The 18,761-nt window shown below is 33.0% G+C and carries 21 protein-coding genes and 1 other annotated feature; of the genes, 8 read left to right on the plus strand and 13 right to left on the minus strand.

Annotated elements, in window-relative coordinates:
* Positions 1-26 precede the first annotated feature (26 nt).
* A complete protein-coding gene (locus tag F5ESL0230_RS04295) occupies positions 27-1,823 on the minus strand; it encodes an FAD-binding protein (RefSeq protein WP_369931587.1) in 1,797 nt (598 codons plus the stop codon).
* 198 nt (positions 1,824-2,021) lie between these two features.
* Between F5ESL0230_RS04295 and F5ESL0230_RS04300 the strand changes: the two genes are divergently transcribed.
* A complete protein-coding gene (locus F5ESL0230_RS04300; RefSeq protein WP_122021731.1) occupies positions 2,022-2,909 on the plus strand; it encodes a LysR family transcriptional regulator in 888 nt (295 codons plus the stop codon).
* Positions 2,910-2,960: 51 nt separating this feature from the next.
* Here F5ESL0230_RS04300 and F5ESL0230_RS04305 read toward each other — a convergent pair whose 3' ends face one another.
* Positions 2,961-3,611: an SLAP domain-containing protein gene (locus F5ESL0230_RS04305; RefSeq protein ID WP_122021732.1), complete on the minus strand. Its 651-nt coding sequence runs from the start codon at positions 3,609-3,611 to the stop codon at positions 2,961-2,963.
* Positions 3,612-4,033: 422 nt separating this feature from the next.
* Between F5ESL0230_RS04305 and F5ESL0230_RS04310 the strand changes: the two genes are divergently transcribed.
* Complete coding sequence (locus tag F5ESL0230_RS04310; RefSeq protein ID WP_122021733.1) at positions 4,034-4,324, plus strand: glycosyltransferase; 291 nt, start codon at positions 4,034-4,036, stop codon at positions 4,322-4,324.
* A gap of 202 nt (positions 4,325-4,526) precedes the next feature.
* Positions 4,527-4,808, plus strand: coding sequence for an HU family DNA-binding protein (locus F5ESL0230_RS04315; protein WP_090092084.1), 282 nt, complete (start codon positions 4,527-4,529; stop codon positions 4,806-4,808).
* 47 nt (positions 4,809-4,855) lie between these two features.
* Here the strand turns inward: F5ESL0230_RS04315 and F5ESL0230_RS04320 are convergent, their stop codons facing one another.
* From F5ESL0230_RS04320 to F5ESL0230_RS04335, 4 genes are all read right to left on the minus strand, one after another.
* Positions 4,856-5,557, minus strand: a complete 702-nt coding sequence (locus F5ESL0230_RS04320; protein WP_122021734.1) for a methionine ABC transporter permease — start codon at positions 5,555-5,557, stop codon at positions 4,856-4,858.
* Positions 5,550-6,611: a methionine ABC transporter ATP-binding protein gene (locus F5ESL0230_RS04325; protein WP_122021735.1), complete on the minus strand. Its 1,062-nt coding sequence runs from the start codon at positions 6,609-6,611 to the stop codon at positions 5,550-5,552. The genes F5ESL0230_RS04320 and F5ESL0230_RS04325 overlap by 8 nt, the downstream gene beginning before the upstream one ends.
* 18 nt (positions 6,612-6,629) lie before the next feature.
* On the minus strand, positions 6,630-7,481 hold the full coding sequence (locus F5ESL0230_RS04330; protein ID WP_122021736.1) for a MetQ/NlpA family ABC transporter substrate-binding protein: 852 nt from the start codon (positions 7,479-7,481) through the stop codon (positions 6,630-6,632).
* Positions 7,482-7,527: 46 nt separating this feature from the next.
* Positions 7,528-7,767, minus strand: a binding site (T-box leader).
* Positions 7,768-7,898: 131 nt separating this feature from the next.
* Entirely contained in the window at positions 7,899-10,484 is a 2,586-nt protein-coding gene (locus F5ESL0230_RS04335; RefSeq protein WP_158593056.1) for a BspA family leucine-rich repeat surface protein, read from the minus strand.
* Positions 10,485-10,739: 255 nt separating this feature from the next.
* Here F5ESL0230_RS04335 and F5ESL0230_RS04340 point away from each other — a divergent pair, with 255 nt between their 5' ends.
* Positions 10,740-11,051, plus strand: a complete 312-nt coding sequence (locus F5ESL0230_RS04340; RefSeq protein ID WP_158592388.1) for a TipAS antibiotic-recognition domain-containing protein — start codon at positions 10,740-10,742, stop codon at positions 11,049-11,051.
* 184 nt (positions 11,052-11,235) lie between these two features.
* Here F5ESL0230_RS04340 and pnuC read toward each other — a convergent pair whose 3' ends face one another.
* The 4 genes from pnuC to F5ESL0230_RS08635 all read right to left on the minus strand — a co-directional run bounded on the left by pnuC (position 11,236) and on the right by F5ESL0230_RS08635 (position 15,005).
* Positions 11,236-11,949 carry a nicotinamide riboside transporter PnuC gene (pnuC, locus tag F5ESL0230_RS04345; RefSeq protein WP_122021739.1) on the minus strand — a complete coding sequence of 238 codons (714 nt, stop codon included), beginning with the start codon at positions 11,947-11,949 and terminating at the stop codon, positions 11,236-11,238.
* A gap of 118 nt (positions 11,950-12,067) precedes the next feature.
* Positions 12,068-12,457, minus strand: a complete 390-nt coding sequence (locus tag F5ESL0230_RS04350; RefSeq protein WP_122021740.1) for a MerR family transcriptional regulator — start codon at positions 12,455-12,457, stop codon at positions 12,068-12,070.
* A gap of 3 nt (positions 12,458-12,460) precedes the next feature.
* Positions 12,461-13,324 (minus strand): aldo/keto reductase, encoded by an 864-nt coding sequence (locus tag F5ESL0230_RS04355; protein WP_122021741.1) that lies wholly within the window; start codon positions 13,322-13,324, stop codon positions 12,461-12,463.
* Positions 13,325-14,870: 1,546 nt separating this feature from the next.
* Positions 14,871-15,005 carry a hypothetical protein gene (locus tag F5ESL0230_RS08635; protein WP_255409271.1) on the minus strand — a complete coding sequence of 45 codons (135 nt, stop codon included), beginning with the start codon at positions 15,003-15,005 and terminating at the stop codon, positions 14,871-14,873.
* Positions 15,006-15,451: 446 nt separating this feature from the next.
* Here F5ESL0230_RS08635 and F5ESL0230_RS04360 point away from each other — a divergent pair, with 446 nt between their 5' ends.
* From F5ESL0230_RS04360 to F5ESL0230_RS04375, 4 genes are all read left to right on the plus strand, one after another.
* Entirely contained in the window at positions 15,452-15,595 is a 144-nt protein-coding gene (locus F5ESL0230_RS04360; RefSeq protein WP_369931588.1) for a type II toxin-antitoxin system HicA family toxin, read from the plus strand.
* A gap of 71 nt (positions 15,596-15,666) precedes the next feature.
* Positions 15,667-16,065, plus strand: coding sequence for a type II toxin-antitoxin system HicB family antitoxin (locus F5ESL0230_RS04365; RefSeq protein ID WP_090092122.1), 399 nt, complete (start codon positions 15,667-15,669; stop codon positions 16,063-16,065).
* Between the two features lie 274 nt (positions 16,066-16,339).
* Positions 16,340-16,534, plus strand: a complete 195-nt coding sequence (locus F5ESL0230_RS04370) for a type II toxin-antitoxin system HicA family toxin (protein WP_090092124.1) — start codon at positions 16,340-16,342, stop codon at positions 16,532-16,534.
* Between the two features lie 99 nt (positions 16,535-16,633).
* Positions 16,634-17,050 carry a type II toxin-antitoxin system HicB family antitoxin gene (locus F5ESL0230_RS04375; RefSeq protein WP_118906835.1) on the plus strand — a complete coding sequence of 139 codons (417 nt, stop codon included), beginning with the start codon at positions 16,634-16,636 and terminating at the stop codon, positions 17,048-17,050.
* Positions 17,051-17,361: 311 nt separating this feature from the next.
* Here F5ESL0230_RS04375 and F5ESL0230_RS04380 read toward each other — a convergent pair whose 3' ends face one another.
* The 3 genes from F5ESL0230_RS04380 to F5ESL0230_RS04390 all read right to left on the minus strand — a co-directional run bounded on the left by F5ESL0230_RS04380 (position 17,362) and on the right by F5ESL0230_RS04390 (position 18,739).
* The gene (locus F5ESL0230_RS04380) at positions 17,362-17,541 is read right to left on the minus strand and encodes a hypothetical protein (RefSeq protein WP_122021742.1); all 180 of its coding nucleotides are present in this window, start codon (positions 17,539-17,541) and stop codon (positions 17,362-17,364) included.
* 308 nt (positions 17,542-17,849) lie between these two features.
* On the minus strand, positions 17,850-18,395 hold the full coding sequence (locus F5ESL0230_RS04385) for a peptidoglycan recognition family protein (RefSeq protein ID WP_122021743.1): 546 nt from the start codon (positions 18,393-18,395) through the stop codon (positions 17,850-17,852).
* Positions 18,395-18,739, minus strand: a complete 345-nt coding sequence (locus F5ESL0230_RS04390) for a phage holin, LLH family (protein ID WP_122021744.1) — start codon at positions 18,737-18,739, stop codon at positions 18,395-18,397. Before F5ESL0230_RS04390 ends, F5ESL0230_RS04385 begins: the two co-directional genes overlap by 1 nt.
* Positions 18,740-18,761: the final 22 nt, after the last annotated feature.

Consider the following 18,761-nt stretch of genomic DNA (forward strand, 5'->3'; position numbering starts at 1 on the left):
AAAATTAGCGTATTATCAAGTATAAATTAATGCTTTTGCATATTATTAATTGCTTGCTTAACTGCCTCTTTAAAGGCAGCACTAGTCGTACTTGCGCCACTGACTACATCAACATCAGTTGTTTGCTTCTCTAGCATTTCCTTAGTCAATACTGGAATCGCTTTACCACCCAGCGAAGGTGTTTCTTTCTGTTGCAAAGTTTCAATCTGGGTCAGCTGCTTACCATTAGCTGTAACTCTAACCACTATTGGTACATCATTAATCCCGTTTTCACTAATACCAATGCCTTGATTTTCGCCAGCTTCATAATCAGTTGCCAAAGCATGGGCATCGGATTTGAGCTCAGGATTTGCTGAAGCGCCAGTAACCACATCAACTGCAGGTAGCTTACGCTTTACTAAAGCAGCATTTTCACCAGCAATCTTGCCTGAAATTAACAAATCCGCAATGCTATTTGCACCAACATACTTGGTCGCAAATATGTCGCCAAGTTCACCAGCTTCATATAAGTGTGGTATTACGTTATTTTGCAAGTCAAGCACTTCACATTTTTCATTTCGCCGTGCTCCACCATGAGTATGTAAAATATTATGTCTAATTGGAATTGCATAATATGGTCCTGCACCAAAGGCACGCATCGTTTCAAGCTTGCGATTGAGGAACATATCACGTTTTTGTTTTTCAACCAGATAATTAAAATCGGCAACTGCTTCAGTTAGTTTAGGGGCAGCAATCTTTTCCGCTAATTCTGTAAGCGAATCTGCTTTGACTGCATACGAAATTAATTGCTTAATCTGATCGGCTTGAGCTGAATCATCATTGGCTAACTGATGATATTGTTTTTCATCCATTACAATGTGCGGATGATTCTGATTAGGAAGCATAATCCAGTTGCCATGATTATACTTGTAACCATGACGATCTTCTTCGTCTTCACGGTAATAACGAGTACCATCATCACCGGCAACAAAAATGCTCCCATTAAACAAGCTCTTCCAATTAATCATATACGCAAATTTTTCACGTGGCTTACCTTCATTTAAGGAAAAACCATGTGAATCGTAATTAGACATATGCCATAATCTTGCTCCAGCTTCAATTGCTAAATCGATTCCTTTACCCTGATTATAAAGTGTACCGATTGGCGCTAATGATCCCTGGCCCAAAAAAGTTTGCACCATATCTTGGTTATTCTCAAAGCCACCACAAGCTAAAACAACCCCGTTGCGAGCTGCAACATTACGCTTGATTCCGCTGTGTTTAATTTGTACTCCTAAAATAGTCTTAGTTTCTGGATCCTGAATCAAATGCTCTGCTGGACTTGAGAACCAAATATCTATTTGATCAAGACGTTCATATACTTTTTTACGTAATAATTTCCAAAATCCACCATTATACATTCCTGTAGTCATACTTTGCGAACGCATAGTTTCAGCATGATTATATTCAGGATATTCACCTTTAGGTCGGCGTCCTGTATATTGAGCTTCAATATCAAAGTATTTTTTAGCATATTCCTTCATTTGCAAAACATTGTTTACAAAAGTATCCAAGTCTTTAGGATCATACTTAAAAGGATAATAAGTTTGCTTATAATATTCGCGCAAGTCATCGAAGTTATCACTCCATGCAAAAGCCCCACCTGCATAACGGGTATTGCCTCCTTCATGACCTTCTGGAGCCGCATCAATTAATAGAACTTTAGCCTTATTATCAGCAGCAAATCTTGCAGCTCCAGCCCCAGCTCCACCAAAACCTACGACAATTACATCATAGACTGCATCCCATTTTTGAGTTGAATCATAGATCAAATTAATTACCATCACTTTCTTAAGAAATATTTACTACATGCAATATAGTCTGTCTTTTAAATTTAGTCTAATTAAATTTTTTCTCCAAAAAGGGCAGACAACATGAGCTATATGCTACTCTATCTAGTGTTCTTGCATTTTTATTTAAAATTTAATATAATTTAAACAGATACATTTATAAATTTTTTTTATTTAATTTAAGGTAAGCATATGAATGAAAAAGACTTATTATATTTTTGTAAGCTTGTTGAAACGGGAAATTATACAGCAACTGCTTCTTTTTTTGATGTAACCCAACCAACGATTTCAATGGCCGTAAAACGATTAGCTGAAAAATTTGATGATCCGTTGATCATACAAAAAAATCGTAAAAGTAAAATAATACTAACCGACGCTGGTGATTTGTTATACCAAAAAGCTAAAATTTTACTTCAAGATATTGCTAGTATCAATTATGATGTTAAACATGCCAGCGATAAAAAAATTCGTTTAGCCTTTTCTGGCGAAGCCGGTAGTTTATATATAGCAGACATTGTCCAACAATTTCATCAAGCAAACATTACTAATTTAATCGAAACTCATATTGAACGTTCTGCAGATGCTTTTGCAGACTTAACAAATGGGAATGTTGATGTAGCAATTTACTCTTGGATGGTACCCATTAATGATCCGGAATATTTTATTCATAACTTACAAAAAACAGAATTAGTAATAATCACTGGTACAAACGATCAATGGAAGGATGTACACGAGATTAGGGCTAAAGACTTGCGTAACCGTAAATTTATTGCGCGAGCACGTGGCTTTTTAACTCGTGAATGTCTTGAAGAGGAAGCAAAATTAGGTGATTTCACCCCTAATATTATTTACACTGCACCGACAATGAAATTAATGATTGATTTGGTTAAGCGCAATGTAGGTATTGCCCTGGCGATGGAAAGTAGTATTCAGGATGAACAGGGAATTCATATTATTCACCTACGACCTGGACAAAAACTTTGGGCTTATATGCAAATTGCAATGCGTAAAAGTTTTGTCCCTAATAAGTATCAACGTCAAGGAATTGAAATTTTACGTAATTTTGATCCTAAAAAATAAAAAGGTAGTCAATCATTTATGGTTGACTACCTTTTTTACTATAATAAATATTTATTCAGCTAAAACTTCTGCACTTTTTGAATCCAAATCAGCCCATTTAATAAATTGATTCTCTGATATACCAACAAGTTTAATTCCCTTAACTTTCTTAGTTGAAAATACCACTACTTTTTTACCTTTTTTTACATAATAACGAGGATCCCTTACTCCTTTTGCATTATAGACAAAAGCATTTCGCTTAACTCTGTATCTGACTGCCTTTAAAATTTTCACATTAGCTGGTTTGATAAATTGATTCTCTTTATTATTAAAGCCAATTAGGGGTTTACCATTTACAGTAGTAAAACTACTAATACCAACAATTAAACCTTTCTTCAACTTTTTATTCTTTACTCTTTTACCGTGCTTATCATAAACATAAGAATTTCGGGTTAATCTAACCGTTTTGCCCATTAAAGAAATAGCATTAGTATTACCATTAGGCTTTTCTGGAGATTTCGGAGTCTCGGTAGCTGTTTTATTACTACTATTATCAGTTTTATTCGCATCTGACACTGGTGTCTTAGAAGAATTACTTGCTTCTAATTCTGTTTTACTGACCACTGGACTATTCGCCTCAGCTGCTGATACTGGTATACTAGCACTTAAGCCAATAAGGGCAGATGCTGTACCGACAAAACTAATTAATATTTTTTTATTCATACTTAAACCTCGTCCATATTTTTAAACTGAATTAAACATATTATACAACTTTCTTTTTATAATAACTTGAAATATGAACAAACAAGTCTCATCTTTTAAATATTGTAAATTTTTCTTAAAAGAGAATAATAATGAAACAAAAATTTACCGAAACAATTGAAATTTTTAGTAAAAAAATTGTCATAGAACTAAGACCATTAACAATTAATAAAAAAGCTGAATTTTTCAAAATCATTGCTTAACTTCAATGATTACCCGCAAGAAATGTATTTTTGGCTTCGAACTGGGTAAATTTCACCTACTAGTTTGCATCGAATTATCTATTTGGATCCAGATATTTTAGTAATTAATTAAGCCCTTATGGCGCATTTTAAATAAAAAAATATTTGCTGTAGCAAGTGCATGAGGGCTTAACAGACATTATGAGTTCACTCAATAGTATTAGACTGGGAACAAAGAATGGCTATTTTAATTCTGGTGTTATGGTAATGGATTTAGATAAAATGAGCGAAAAAATTAGTTTGAGTGCTACATCTTCTACAATTAAAAAATATCATGACATTTTAATTTTACCAGACCAAGATATTTTAAATTATCTGTACGGGCAAAATATCTTAAAAATCCCAGAAATTAATTGGCACCATGATGCACGTGCATATTCAGCTTATTTAGCAAAAAGAAAATCACACACGTTTCAAAGTACTTTACCTTAATTATCAGCAAATGGTTAAAAGAATACTTGCGGACCAAAATTATTATAAGATTTAGCTTTTTTCTATTGAAGGACTAGCTAACTGTGCTAAAATAATAAAAGTTGTCAAAGGGTAAGTGAGACAATACTTTACAGAGTTTACGTATAGTTTATTGCGAACTTGCTTTGACTAGTAATAAATTTTATAGAAAAGAGAAGGAAATATGGCTTCAATTAATAAATCTGAGCTTACTAAAGAAGTTTCAGCGAAGACAGAACTTAAGCAGAAAGATGCTGAAAAGGTTATCGATGCCTTAATTGAATCAATTAAGGAGAACTTGGCTAAAGGCGAAAAAGTACAAATTATCGGCTTTGGTTCATTTGAAGTTCGTGACCGGGCAGAAAGAAAAGGTAGAAATCCTCAAACAGGTAAGACTTTAACTATTCCAGCAACTAAGGTACCTGCATTTAAGCCTGGCAAGGCATTAAAAGATGCAGTTAAATAAGTTTATAAAAAAAGCAACGATTAAAATCGCTGCTTTTTTTATAAATTTTATCTATTTTGATGATTTAATTTCTTGGCAAAAAAGTCACCTACCACTTGTACAATAAAAATCATAATTACTATTAGTACAGTAGCTATAAATGTGACATCATTATCATAACGAGTATAGCCATAAGAAATAGCTGTATTGCCAATTCCACCTGCGCCAATTGCTCCAGCCATCGCCGTTAACCCAATTAAACTAATGACTGTTACAGTTGATACTCGAATTAATTCTGAGCGTGCTTCTTTCAAATAAACAGTAAAAATGATATCCCAAATAGTTGCCCCGAGACTTTGTGCAGCTTCAATTTTACCATGGCTGACACTTTCTAATGCTACTTGTACTTGACGAGCATAAAAAGGAAAAACACCCAAAGTTAAAGGGACAAGAGCTGCTCTAATTCCAATCTTGGTTCCTACGATTTTCTCAGTAACTGGCTCAATAAAGGCAAGTAAAATGATAAATGGGACTGCACGAAATATTGATACCACCTTATCACAAAAATTAAACCAAAAATGGTTAGGCCGGATACCGTTGCTATTAGTTAATACCAAGACAATACCAAAAATGATGCCTAAAAGTCCCCCAAAAATAGCCGACCAAAAAGTCATATAAAGTGTTTGACCAATACTAGTCCCCCAGCCAGTATCACCTAACCAGCCTAAATTTACAACATTTGGAAAAATCTTGCTGAACCAACTAACCATACAAATTCCCCTTCTCATCTAATCTAGTAACTGTTACTTTTGCTTCTTTAAGAAATTTAAGCGTTGCTTCTTGCTTAGTTGGATTACCTTTAACTAAAACCAGCAATGTGCCAATTGGTTCCCCATCAAGAAGTTCTACATTACCATATAACATACTGGCTTCAACGCCTATTTCGCGATATAGGTCAATCACGATTGTTTTAGTAACGTTCGCCATACTATAGACAAGTTGATATATTACTTCATTATCTTTTAATTCGGCTAATTTTAAGGACTTCAAGGTATTAATTACTGCACCTGAACCGCCAACAAAACTTTTTGCTAAGTCAGATTGCGGCCTAAGCACTATGTCATGCAAATTCCCTTGCTCAACAATTTCACCCAACTGCATTAATGCGACTCGATCACAAATTTGTTTTACTGCTGCCATTTCATGGGTAATCAGTACAATCGTTAAATTTAATTCTTGTTGCAATTTTTTTAATAAAGATAAAATTTGTTGAGTATTTTGAGGATCAAGCGCACTAGTAGCTTCATCCGAAATCAAAATATCGGGTTCATTAGCTAGCGCCCTTGCAATAGCTACACGTTGTTGTTGACCACCTGAAAGCTGAATTGGATAAAAATTTGCTTTATCTTTTAAATCAACTAATTCTAATAATTGTAGTGCTTTGGCATTAATTTCTTTTTCTTTCAGTCCAGAGTGTTTTAAGGCAAAAGCCACATTTTCAATAACTGTAATTTCATTTAATAAATTAAAGTTTTGAAAAATCATGCCGATTTTTCTACGAGCAATTTGTAAATTTTTATTAGTAATAATTTGCTGACCATCTTTGATAAATTCTGTACCATTAACTTTAATTGTACCCGCTGTTGGCTTTTGTAATAGGTTAATCGTTCTTACCAGAGTTGATTTACCCGCTCCAGAAAAGCCAACAATGCCAAAAATTGTCCCCTTTTCGATTGATAAATTAACATCATGAACAGCATGAACCGTTTTATCAGTATGATTAGCAAAATCGACATTTACATGTTTTAATTCAATAATTGCCATTAAATTTATCTCCGTTTATTAAAACTTAACATCCCAAGCTGGTATTGTTGCATCACCGTAATATTTTTTAATTAATGCTTTAGTTTCAGCAGTTTGATAAGCCTTAACTACCGCTTGATAATCTTTATTATTTTCTTCTCCTTTACGTGTGCAGATGATATTAACCCATTGCAAGGAATCCTTATTTACTGGTTCAACAAAAATAGTTTCCTTTTTACCAAGACCGGCTGGACTAGCAAAGTCATTATTAACAACTGCTGCATCTACGGAACTAACTACCCGACCACATTGATCAGCACTGACTTCCTTGATTTTTAGCTTCTTAGGATTTTTAACAATATCAGCAATTGTAACCAAGGCCTTGCCTGGACGTAATTTAATGAAACCAGCATTTTTTAAAACAAACAAAGCACGAGATTCATTAGTTGCATCATTAGGAACCGCAATTGTTGCACCACTAGGCAACTGACTTAATTGGTGATACTTTTTTGAATATAGTCTAATTGGATTAATTTCAGTTCTACCAATTGCAACTACACCGTTATGATTTGCCTTATTCCATGCCTTTAAAAAAGCATAATGTTGGAAAGCATTTAAATCAATATCGCCATCCTTAACTGCACTATTGGGTTGATTATAATCAGTGAAACTTTTAATTTTAATAGTTACACCATACTTTTTCTTTGCTAAAGCAGCTGCGTGGTCCCAAATGTCCTGCTTAGCTTTAGTCGAACTCACAATTCCAACTGTAACTACATGACTTTTTTTATTGTTAGTAGTCTTATTTTGACTAAAACTAAACCAACCAGCAATACCAATTATTGCTATAGCAATTAATCCAATAATAATATTTTTATTTTTTTTTGTCATTTTACAACCTCCAAAATTAAACAAGCAAAAAAGCACTCGTCCTTAGCAAAAGGACGAGTGCTTCGCGTTACCACCTTAATTTCATTTATTACTCACGTAATAAACCTCATTAGCTATCAAACAATAGCTTGCAAATATAACGGATGCAACACCGCTACTAGCTAAATATCACCAGCAGACATCATTTCAAGCCCATATTCACTAGCTTTTACTAACTGAGTTTCACCAAACCTCAGCTCTCTTTATTAGTAACTGGCATAATTACTCTGCTTTTCAAGATGTATTAATTATTTAATTGTTTATTAATTTAGCACTTAAAATTAATCTTGTCAACCAAAATTTAATTTTATTTTTAAAGATTAATAATTATAAATAATTTCTAGCAAGGGGGGCTTTACAGACTTAAAAGGCAAATTATTAATCTTTTTTGCGCTTTAACCATAAAAGACCAACTGCAGATAATAGCAATGCTCCTCCTACAGAAAGTAATACCATATTACTCTGCTTTTTTGCTCCAGTTTTAGGTAACACAGTAGTTATAGGATCTTTTAGTTTATCTGTGTTAGTCAGCTTATTCGGTTTGGTTGGCTCCTCTGGTTTAGTCGGCTTGTCTGGTTTGGTTGGCTCTTCCGGCTTAGTCGGCTTATCTGGGTTGGTTGGCTTGTCTGGCTTAGTCGGCTTATCTGGTTTAGTCGGCTTATCTGGGTTGGTTGGCTCCTCTGGTTTAGTCGGCTTGTCTGGTTTGGTTGGCTCCTCTGGTTTAGTCGGCTTATCTGGGTTGGTTGGCTCTTCCGGCTTAGTCGGTTTGTCCGGTTTGTCCGGATCCTCTGGTTTAGTCGGCTTATCTGGGTTGGTTGGCTCCTCTGGTTTAGTCGGCTTATCTGGCTTGGTTGGCTCCTCTGGCTTAGTCGGCTTATCTGGGTTGGTTGGCTCCTCTGGTTTAGTCGGCTTGTCTGGCTTGGTTGGCTCTTCCGGCTTAGTCGGCTTATCTGGGTTGGTTGGCTCCTCTGGTTTAGTCGGCTTGTCTGGGTTGGTTGGCTCCTCTGGCTTAGTCGGCTTATCTGGGTTGGTTGGCTCCTCTGGTTTAGTCGGCTTGTCTGGATTTGTTGGCTCTTCCGGCTTAGTCGGCTTATCTGGGTTGGTTGGCTCCTCTGGTTTAGTCGGCTTGTCTGGGTTGGTTGGATCACTTATTACATTCTTACTGTAAATATAGGTAACAGACTGCGGCGTCTCGGTAAAATAGCCATTAACTGAACCTTTAGCCTCTTTAAAAGTATAATCAGGAATTAGCTTTGCTGATGTGTAATATACATCACCAATTTTCCCCTTCAAAACTTCATCAGCTGCAATTTTGGTCCCAGTCTCATCTACATATTGAACAAGCACTTGCGCCTTAGCATAAACAAAGGTAACAATCTTGTTCTTTCTATCTTCAAATCGGCCACTTGTATCACCAACTATTTCTTTTAATATATAGCCCGGAACATTAATTCTTGAAACATCAGTGTATTGCTCATCGATTAACCCCCTTCTAACCTGATCCGGCGCCAGAATATTACCATCTTCATCTCGATATTGAGTAGTCACACTACCAAAACGAATATAGGTATCAGCATCTTTTCCCGCTTGGTATTCGTCTGACATCTCCCATGGAAACCAAATATTAGAACCCTTAGCATTGGTTAAAGTTCCCCCAGCTAGATTTACCCAGCGACAGTCTGGTGGTTGACCATGGAAACCATCTTCAAAACTAATCGAGCCACCTATATAACTATTTTTTATATCACAATTTTTATTTAATACTAAAATTTTTAACTTATCCGTTCCTACTAGCATTGCAACAGTATTTTGATCAGCGGAACCAATAGGTGGTTGATTAAAGCGCGGGATACTTCTCATATCAAAATGGCTTAAGTCTAATTTTTCAATATTTGCACAACCGGAAAACATTCCCCCCATATCAGTTACTTTAGCTGTATTAAATTTATCTAAGTTTAAACTAGACAAATTAGTACACTCGCTAAACATACAATGCATATTAGTTACATTTGCCGTATCAAAATTACTGACATCTAACTTCGTAAGCTCCGTACACCCAGAAAACATGCACGTCATATCCGTAACCTTGCTAGTATCAAAGCCACTAACATCTAGGTTAGTCAATTTAGAACGTCGAACGAAACCTCCACTAATATGCGTCATATAAAACATCATTCTCATGCTAGTAACTTTGGAAGTATTAAATCGACTAACATCTATCGTTTTTGCATTATAGCAATATTCAAACATCGAAGACATATCTGTAACATTAGCAGTATTAAACCTGCTAACATCAATATATTCAAGGCTATAACAACCTCTAAACATATTTTGCATATTGGTCACTTCAGTAGTGTCGAGATTATCTAAACCATCTATCTGAATCAAATTGTGTAAATTGTCAAACATGGAGCAAGCAGAACCAATAATTTTTAGTTTTCCAGTTATTTTGATTTGCTTAATCTCAATTTGCTTAAATCTATCGAATATTCGTTCTGGATCATTTAAAATTTTGGGAGAAGTTTCTGTACCCCCAGGAATAGTCAAAACTTTTGAAACATCATCGTAGGTCACTGATATTCCATTCCAAAGGTAATTAATAAGGGAACGTTTAGGATTAGAAATTTCTCTAGGAAGATTAGCTTGCTTTATTTTTTTTTCAGTATTTAAATCATTTGTCTTAGTTATGTCTTGCCCATAATCTGTATTATCAGGCATATCGATACGATTAATTATATCTTCTGAAATATTTTCTTCTTGTAATTGATTATCATAATCATCAGCCTTATTTAAATTACTTTTATTGCTATTATTCGTTTGCACATTTTTTTGTTCTTGATTTTCAATAATATCATCAGCTTTAGCTGTCTTACTATTTGTTAAAAGAAATATACCTAGTGTTGCAGCAGTCGCACTAGTCAATACAATTTTTTTGCCTTGTTTATTTACATAACGTCTATTCACTTTGAGCCTCCAGCCGTTAAATAACATTTATTATTTAATTATCACTATTTTTAAGTAAATAGTCAACTTCTAACAATTAAAATAATAGTCAATTGGCTAACCACTAAACAGTGACGCCGATTTAGATTCAAAACTAAAATAAAAGAGTTATGTTAATTAATGCCCAAATCAATTTATTAATTCAAAACATGTTTTTTCAAGTTAATCTTGCTATAGTAGTTATTGACATAAATAATTATGAGGAGCAATGAAAACATGTCAAAAAATGCTGATAAACTTATCGAAGAAAAATTCAATAAACTAAAAATAGCTGAGGCCGATTTAGTACGTGATTTACAAACCGTAATTAGTCATCCTGAAGAAGAAAATAAACTTAGTAAGCAAATTTTCCAAAATCATCAAGCGTGGCTTAAAATTATTATGCCAAATTATTCTCCAGAAATTCATCTAAGTATTGTTAATAGTTATCAACGCGATAAACGTTATCGTTCGTACTATGATGATAAAGCTGGTAAGGGAGCAACCGAAATTTTAATCAAAAGTGTCAAAAAATATTTAACTAAATAAAGGCAGTCCCATTAATAATGGGACTGCCTTTTAAGATAGCTATAGTTTCACGCAAAAAATATTTTCAACATACTAGTGATTTTCTTAGTGTCATTTACTTCTCTTAAGAAATTTTTATTCTTTTTAAATTACAAAATTGAAGTAGCAGACTATTTTGCTTATGATTCTTCGATTAGCTAATTTTTTAATGGAACCAATGCGTATGCTTATCAGTAAACGCTAATAAGTCATTACTCAAATACAAAATGTAAGTAAAAAATAAAGTTAAATTAGCATCTCCTTGAAAGGCCGTTACTCCCCAAAGAACAACAGATAAGATACCTTGAATTGTCCAAAAGTAATACTGCTCCCGAAACCGCAAGGTACACAAAAGTGAACCAGTTAAGCCAATTGCACCTGCAACTGCATCAATTAAAGGTCTCGGACTAATGAAAACTTTTGTATCCATTAAATATAGCAATCCAGTAGTTACTACAAAAAAGAAAAACGTTAACAGCCATTTAGAAGCATTCAATCCGCGAATATGTTTTGCGGCATCTTTATTCCAAGCTGGCAATAATAAGACTGGCAAATCTAACAGAAAAATATATGATGCTTGCAAAACAATGTTGGCATAATTTTTAGCTGTAATTGATATTATGATGTAAATAATTGAAGATAGTAACCCTAATACCCCGTTGATTGCTTTAGCATTAGTGATTGCTAACGTACAAGTAAAACCCATAATTGCCGCGATCATTGTTACAAATGTAATTAAATTAATTGGAGCAGAGATTGTTGTACCAATAATCACACCAATTCCGAGCATTAAGAGCATATAAGTTTTAAAACTCCAACCTTGCATTTGGTTAACGTACCAATTTATTTTAAATACATTTGTATTTGGTTCAAATTTCATGTATTATCCTACCTTTTCTTAAAAGTCATTGGTTAAAAAACACGTTCTCAATCATAACATTCTTGAACAGATAGAAACAAGAGTTTAACCAAAAGTTAATAACAAATAGAGCTATAAACTATATTTTTTGTTCATAGGCTAATTTTTCTTTTTCATAAGTAAGTAATTTATCGTCAAAATGGTCAATTTTATAGTTTAAATAATTTATTGTTTTTTGAAGCTGGGCTTGTTGTTGCTCTAATTGCTCACGTTGCTTAATTAGTAAATTCAACCGTTTTTGCGCTGTTTCTTTTTGACGATAATTGAATAGGAATACTTTTAGTTGGGATACAGGCATCCCCGCATTACGTAAAACTTTAATATAAAAAATCCAATTTTGATCTATTTCGCTATATTGGCGATAGCCGTGGTTATCGCGCTTAATTGCTGGCAGTAAACCCACTTTTTCCCAATAGCGTAACGTATCTTTTGATAAGACAAACTTTTTACTAATTTCATTAATACTCACAAACTACCCCTTTTTATCTACTTTTTGTATCATATCATAAATACGTTGTACCGCAGCTGGATCTTGATGATTGAAGAATTGACTTTTCTTTTGATCTAAAGAATTAATTAATGTAACTTCTTTAGCTGTTAATTCAAAGTCAAAAATATTACTGTTTTCAATTATTCTTTTTTTATGAACAGATTTCGGAATAACCACAATTTTTCTTTGAATTAGCCATCGTAGAATAACCTGACTGACTGATTTATGATATTGCAGACCAATTTTAGTCAACAAAGAACTACTAAAAAGTTCATTTTTTCCTTCAGCAAAAGGAGCCCAAGCTTCTGGCTGAATCTTTTTTTCTTTTAAAAATTTAACTGCCTTGGATTGTTGCATCCATGGATTGATCTCAATTTGATTAACAGCTGGTTTTATTTCATTATATAACGTTAAATCTAAAATACGATCTGGCTCAAAATTTGAAACTCCAATTGCCCTAATTATACCTGATTCATATGCTTCTTCCATTGCACGCCAGGAACCATAGACATCACCGTATGGCTGATGAATTAAATATAAATCAAGGTACTGCAATTGTAATTTATTTAACGACTCTTTAATTGCTCTTCTAGTTGCTTCATATCCTGTATCGGATACCCAAAGCTTAGTGGTAATAAATAAATTTTCCCGTGATACCTTACTATTTTTAATTGCTCGTCCGACTGCTGCTTCATTCCCATAAGAACTTGCGGTATCAATCAGGCGATAGCCTGCTTCAAGTGCTGACAAGACAGATTTTTCCACCATTTCTGCATCAGTAATTTGAAAAACTCCAAAGCCTAAAAGTGGCATTTCAACTCCATTATTTAATTTAACTTTTTCCATGTCTTTATTCCTCAATATCTTTTTAATCATACTTTTTAGGTATTATAAGCCTTGGTGTGTGGACTAAGGCAAGCTAATATTTTTAATTACTAATATCAAATTACTAGTTCATATAATGTTGCTTTAAAAATAGATTATGTCAAACTTATTTAATATCTACCTGCAACAGTAACTTTTTAGATAATTTTCCATAATAAATACAATAGTTAGATTAAGTGAGCGTTAAAATAAGAAAAGCCCGAAAAGAAATAATCTTGCGGGCTTTTTAATATCAAGGAATTATAGATAAGAAGTTGCTTCCAGATGAAACGATGACTTTTACAGTAGAACATTTATCTTATTAACACGCTTTCTGCTTACTCTTTTTCTAGTTTCTGTTAATTCCTCCATAAAACCCAAGTTAAGAACACCTTTTTATTTTTAAAAGTTTTCTTATAATTATATTTATGATTTTCAATTATAATACTTTATAATTGATAATACTTTGAATTACCATGGCAATAATTAGACTTATTATTACAGTTTTAATTATTATTTTTGGTCTCAAATCGATTTTTGTTTTAATTGTCCAATTATCCTTTGATTTTTTAAATTCATAAATTTTGTTCATTGTTATTTTTCTTTTCATAGTACACTAATTTATATACAACAGCAACCAAACTCTTCTCTGTTGTTATCATCTATAAATATTTATAAGCTTTTTACCATATAGTTGCAATTAAACTCACTTTTTTCCCAAAAATGGGAAATACTTTAGTCTAGTTCCAATAATCAACGCAATTCTTTTATCGTCAATGCTATTTTCTATTAGGTTTTCGCTTAGTCGCAGCATTATTTAGCCAACTTACCCTCGCCTAAATTTACTAATAGTAGAAAAATAGATACTTGATTGCATAATTTTTAGCTTACATAAAAAACTACTAAGAGAGACCATTCTCTTAGTAGCTATGTTCAAATTTATCAATAAGGAAATCGATAAATAGAAATAAATCTCTAGTTGAACAATTACAGTTTAACATAAGTCGCAACTTAAAGATAGGAAATTATAGGGCAATTGTTAATACCAAAATAAACTATACTTAAAAAGTCGCTTTATTATTCAAAACAGTGCATTTTTAATTTTTTACCGTTTGTAATCGTTGATATTATAGGCTTTTTAAAAGCATTTAAGGAGATTAAAGTGATTAATTTATAATTAATAATGGTTAATTACAAAGTTGGCAAACATCTCTATGCTTTTAATTCAGTCCTACGTTGTTCAACCTATTCTAAAATATTTTCTAAGTCTTCTTTTGTAGCTAAATTAAGGATAAAGTTTTTAGCTGTAGACCACTTATTTATATATGATTTTATTTTTTTGTTTTTTCGTCCCACTTTTTATTAGCACGTTTCTTTGCTTCACTTAGAGTCATAATAATTCACCAATTGCAAATAATATTATTGCTATAATAATTGCCAAAAATGCAGATGTATAATATTTCTTTTCTTTATCACTCATGTTATTATTTAGATGACAAAGTAGTGAGGACTTATCCTCACTACTCAGTTATTTCAAAAATGCTTTTACAAGACTTCTGATAAGCCTTAGTAACTCAACTACTGGGGCTGACCAAGCTGCTATTGCTGTATATTTAGCGATTTTAGCTTGAGTTTCTTGTTGAAGCATTTTTTTCTTTGCCACCTATTTCTCACCTCTTTACATATTAGATAGCGTACATTGTAAATAATATCTGACAATTAATTTATATTTTTATACATGAAAAATAAGCACTCCAAGAATTATCCCCAGAGTGCTTATTTAATATTTTGTAAAAAAGCGCTTTTTTAAAGTTTTCATTGATTATTTTACTTCATAATTTACCAAAACTAGACTTTTTAACAAATTAAAATTAAACATAATTTTACGCATAAAAAGACGCCACCCACGTTACTTCCTGAATGGCTTTTATTTTTCAATGTAAAAATAACTCGACCAATTAAAGATAGTAAGAGCGCTGACCATTATAACACATCGAAAAATCAAAACTTTATTTTTAATACTATTGACTTTTATACGTAAATTACGTATAAAAGTTATATAAAGTTGAGAAGGGAGGAATAACAGATATGACAATGAAACCATAACAAATGGTAAAATTGTTGATGAAAAACGGTTTTGTGAAAAAACGCAAGAATGGAACCTCACATTTAATAATGTATAACAAAAATAAAAATATCTCAGTTCCAGTTCCCATTCATGGCGGCAAAGAATCACGCAAGACGCAATTCTGAAGGAAGCAGGCTTAAAATAAGCCTTCTTTGCTATATATGTTATCCTTTAAAAAATAGAGGTGTAAAAAATTATGCAAGAAAAAGATCTATTAACATATCCAGTAGTTATTTGGGCTGCTGAAAAAGGCTATAATGTTTTTGTTCCAGATTTAGGGGAAAAAGGTCTAGCGACACAAGGAACCAGCTTAGATAATGCTATCTATATGGCAGGCGATTTAATTGGCTGTATGTTGGCTGATACCACCAACTATCCGAAAGCAACACCGCTTAATGAAGTTGACATTCCTGCCGAGGCTAAAAAAGCAATCACAACACTTGTACCTGTCAATATTAAAGATTATAGAAAACGGGCATCAAAGACAGTCAGAAAAACAGTATCCTTACCAGAATATTTGGTGGATTTAGGAAAAAAAGAAAAAATCAATTTTTCTAAAATTTTAACTGAAGCATTAGAAAGCAGATTACTATAACTAGACCAGTACCAACTTTACATAATGTGCATTATCAAAAATAGCTAAAAAACACTACTAAGTCAAGGCTAATAATTGCCCATGATAAAACTTTGTGAAATTATCATGTTTCACACTTAATAATCCTAATTTTATAGGGTTCTTTTTTTCGTCCAAAATACAATTTCACAAAGTATACCAATTGCATAAATTCCTTGTTGTGCTACAATACGTATATAGGCGTATTGTTTATTTGCGAATAAAAAATAATTATGCACGTTAAAGGAGGAAAAATATGACGGAACATAGCGCCAAAGAAATCATTAACTTAATTAAGAAAAAAGGATATGAAGAGCATCATACAACTGGTGACCACCATATCTATAAGAATAAATCCGGAAAAATGATTTCTATTCCCTACACTCACTTGAAAGATAGTATTAGCATTGGGACGTATAAATCAATCGTCAGAATGCTTGATAGTAAGTAATTACTTAAAAGACAGTCATAACTGTTTTTTTATTGACTTATATGCGTACTAATGCGTATAATATTGTTAATAGAAAATAAAAAGAGAGGTAAAATTAAAATGTATAAAGGGACAAAATACTACAAAGAAAAATTTTATACATATCCTGCGGTACTAGATGATTCTGAAAATGAAAAAGGTACATATACTGTAACGTTTCCAGATGTGCCAGGTGCTATCGGAGAGGGAAAAGGTATTTCTGAAGCTATTGCCAGTGGTAAAGAGGGCTTAGAATCTATTTTGATTGCTTCAAATGAGCCATATACTAATAGTCCAATTGAAAAAGTAAAAAAAGACAATCCTAATAAAATTGTCACATATATTTTGGCCGATATGGAAGAAGCTAGAGAAATCACTAAACCAGCGACTGTTAAAAAGAATACAACTATCCCAAGAGATTTAGCCATTAAAGGTGAAAAAGCAGGAGTTAACTTTTCAAAGTTATTAACTGATGCTTTACGCGTTAAATTAAGTTAAAAAAGCGGGTGGCTTTTTTAATTTATCAAGGATTTTTTGCAAAAAAAATCAAAAAGATGTATAATGCTTTTACTCCGATGTTTTCGGTCTTAACTTTATAAAAAAAGATGCCTAGATTAATTTCTAGGCGTCTTTTTTTATAAAGTTTAATTCATCAATAATGTCTGGTCATAGCATCCAAAATGTCTGGTCATAGCATCCAACAATTTTGTTCTTTATCGAACTCTAAAGTGCCGTATTTCTCTTCGTCTACATATTTAAGTTCTCCTTTGTTTTCTTAACTTTATATCTATAATATTGTCAACAGAAATTTATATTTTTTTCCGTTTTTCTGCAATTATTTTTTCTAATTCGTCTAAATCCTCGCTGGTAGCAAAGCGACGAATGAAACTCTTGGCTTGTGACCTGTAGACTAAATATTTTTTTCGGTCTTTATTCTTCTCGTCCCACTTTTTATTAGCACGTTTCTTTGCTTCACTTAAAGTCATAATAATTCACCAATTTCAAATAATATTATTCCAAGCAAGATAGCAAAAAGTGGAGCTTAGCTCCACATCTTTTGGTTATTTACAAAAGGCTTTAGCAATTTTTTCATTTGATTCTTGTTGAAGTCTTTTTTGCTTCTTTGACATCTATTTCTCACCCCCTTACATATTATATAACGCACTACATAACGTGTACTGTCAACTATTTTTTTAAAAAAAGCCACCCTAGTTTTACCTAGAGTGACTTCAAAAAGGAATTAAATCATGTGATAAAAATTTAATTCATATTCCATTCGTATATAAGTATACATCAACTATTTAGTTAATGCAATATTTAGCCCGCTAAAACCTTTGGTCAAATCCTTAGCAAACTTGGCTTTTGATATGCCAATTTTAGGCAAGTATTGCCAAGGGTCGGTATGGTCTGTATTACTGTAGCCATGTTGCACAAGCCAAGAGTGAGTTTTGATTCCACGATATGAGTTAGTGTCTAGAGCTAATGGTATGCCATACTTTTTAGCTGACCATCTTAACCAATTTACATAATGTTTGTAGGCTTTAATAGCACGCTTGTGGTCAGTAAATTCACACAACTCAATCTGTACAGGAGCCAAACTATTGGCAGGACTACCTGCTCCCCATGCTACATATCCAAGCTCTCCCACTTGATATATGCTTTTATCGTCAATCACTAAGTGTACGTAAGTCTGGCTAGTGTTAATACCGTTTTTCATGTTTCTAGCAATCGCCCCAGCCTCGCCATTTGGTGTTGCTGTAGAGTGAGCAATAATGAATCTCGGTGTAGCTAACTGGCTACTACCTTCAGAATCACTTAAAGCGTAGTTAAAATTTCTTTTCATTATTTAGCCTCCTTAGCAATTTTTTCTGGCTTACTAGCATTAATTTTTGCTACTTCTTTTTCAGCGAATGCTCTTATCATAGCTTCTACTTCGGGAGTAATTACAACTTTATTTTGTCTTAAAATGTCGCAAACACTAGTAATCACAATATCCATCTTCTTGGTACCTTCACCGCCAGTAGTTTCTGCTTCGTGAACAAAGGCAGCTGCCAAATTAGGGATTTGGGCAATCCATTTATTTTTAATGGTGTGCTTTTGGCTATAAATTTTAACTGCTACGTAAGCCACAATAGCAACAATAAAAAGGCTATAGTAGCCTAAATCAAACATATCTTTAACACTCATAATTATTTCCTTTCAACAAAAA

Origin of the sequence: Lactobacillus sp. ESL0230 (assembly GCF_003692805.1) — a bacterium.
Classification (GTDB): domain Bacteria; phylum Bacillota; class Bacilli; order Lactobacillales; family Lactobacillaceae; genus Lactobacillus; species Lactobacillus bombicola.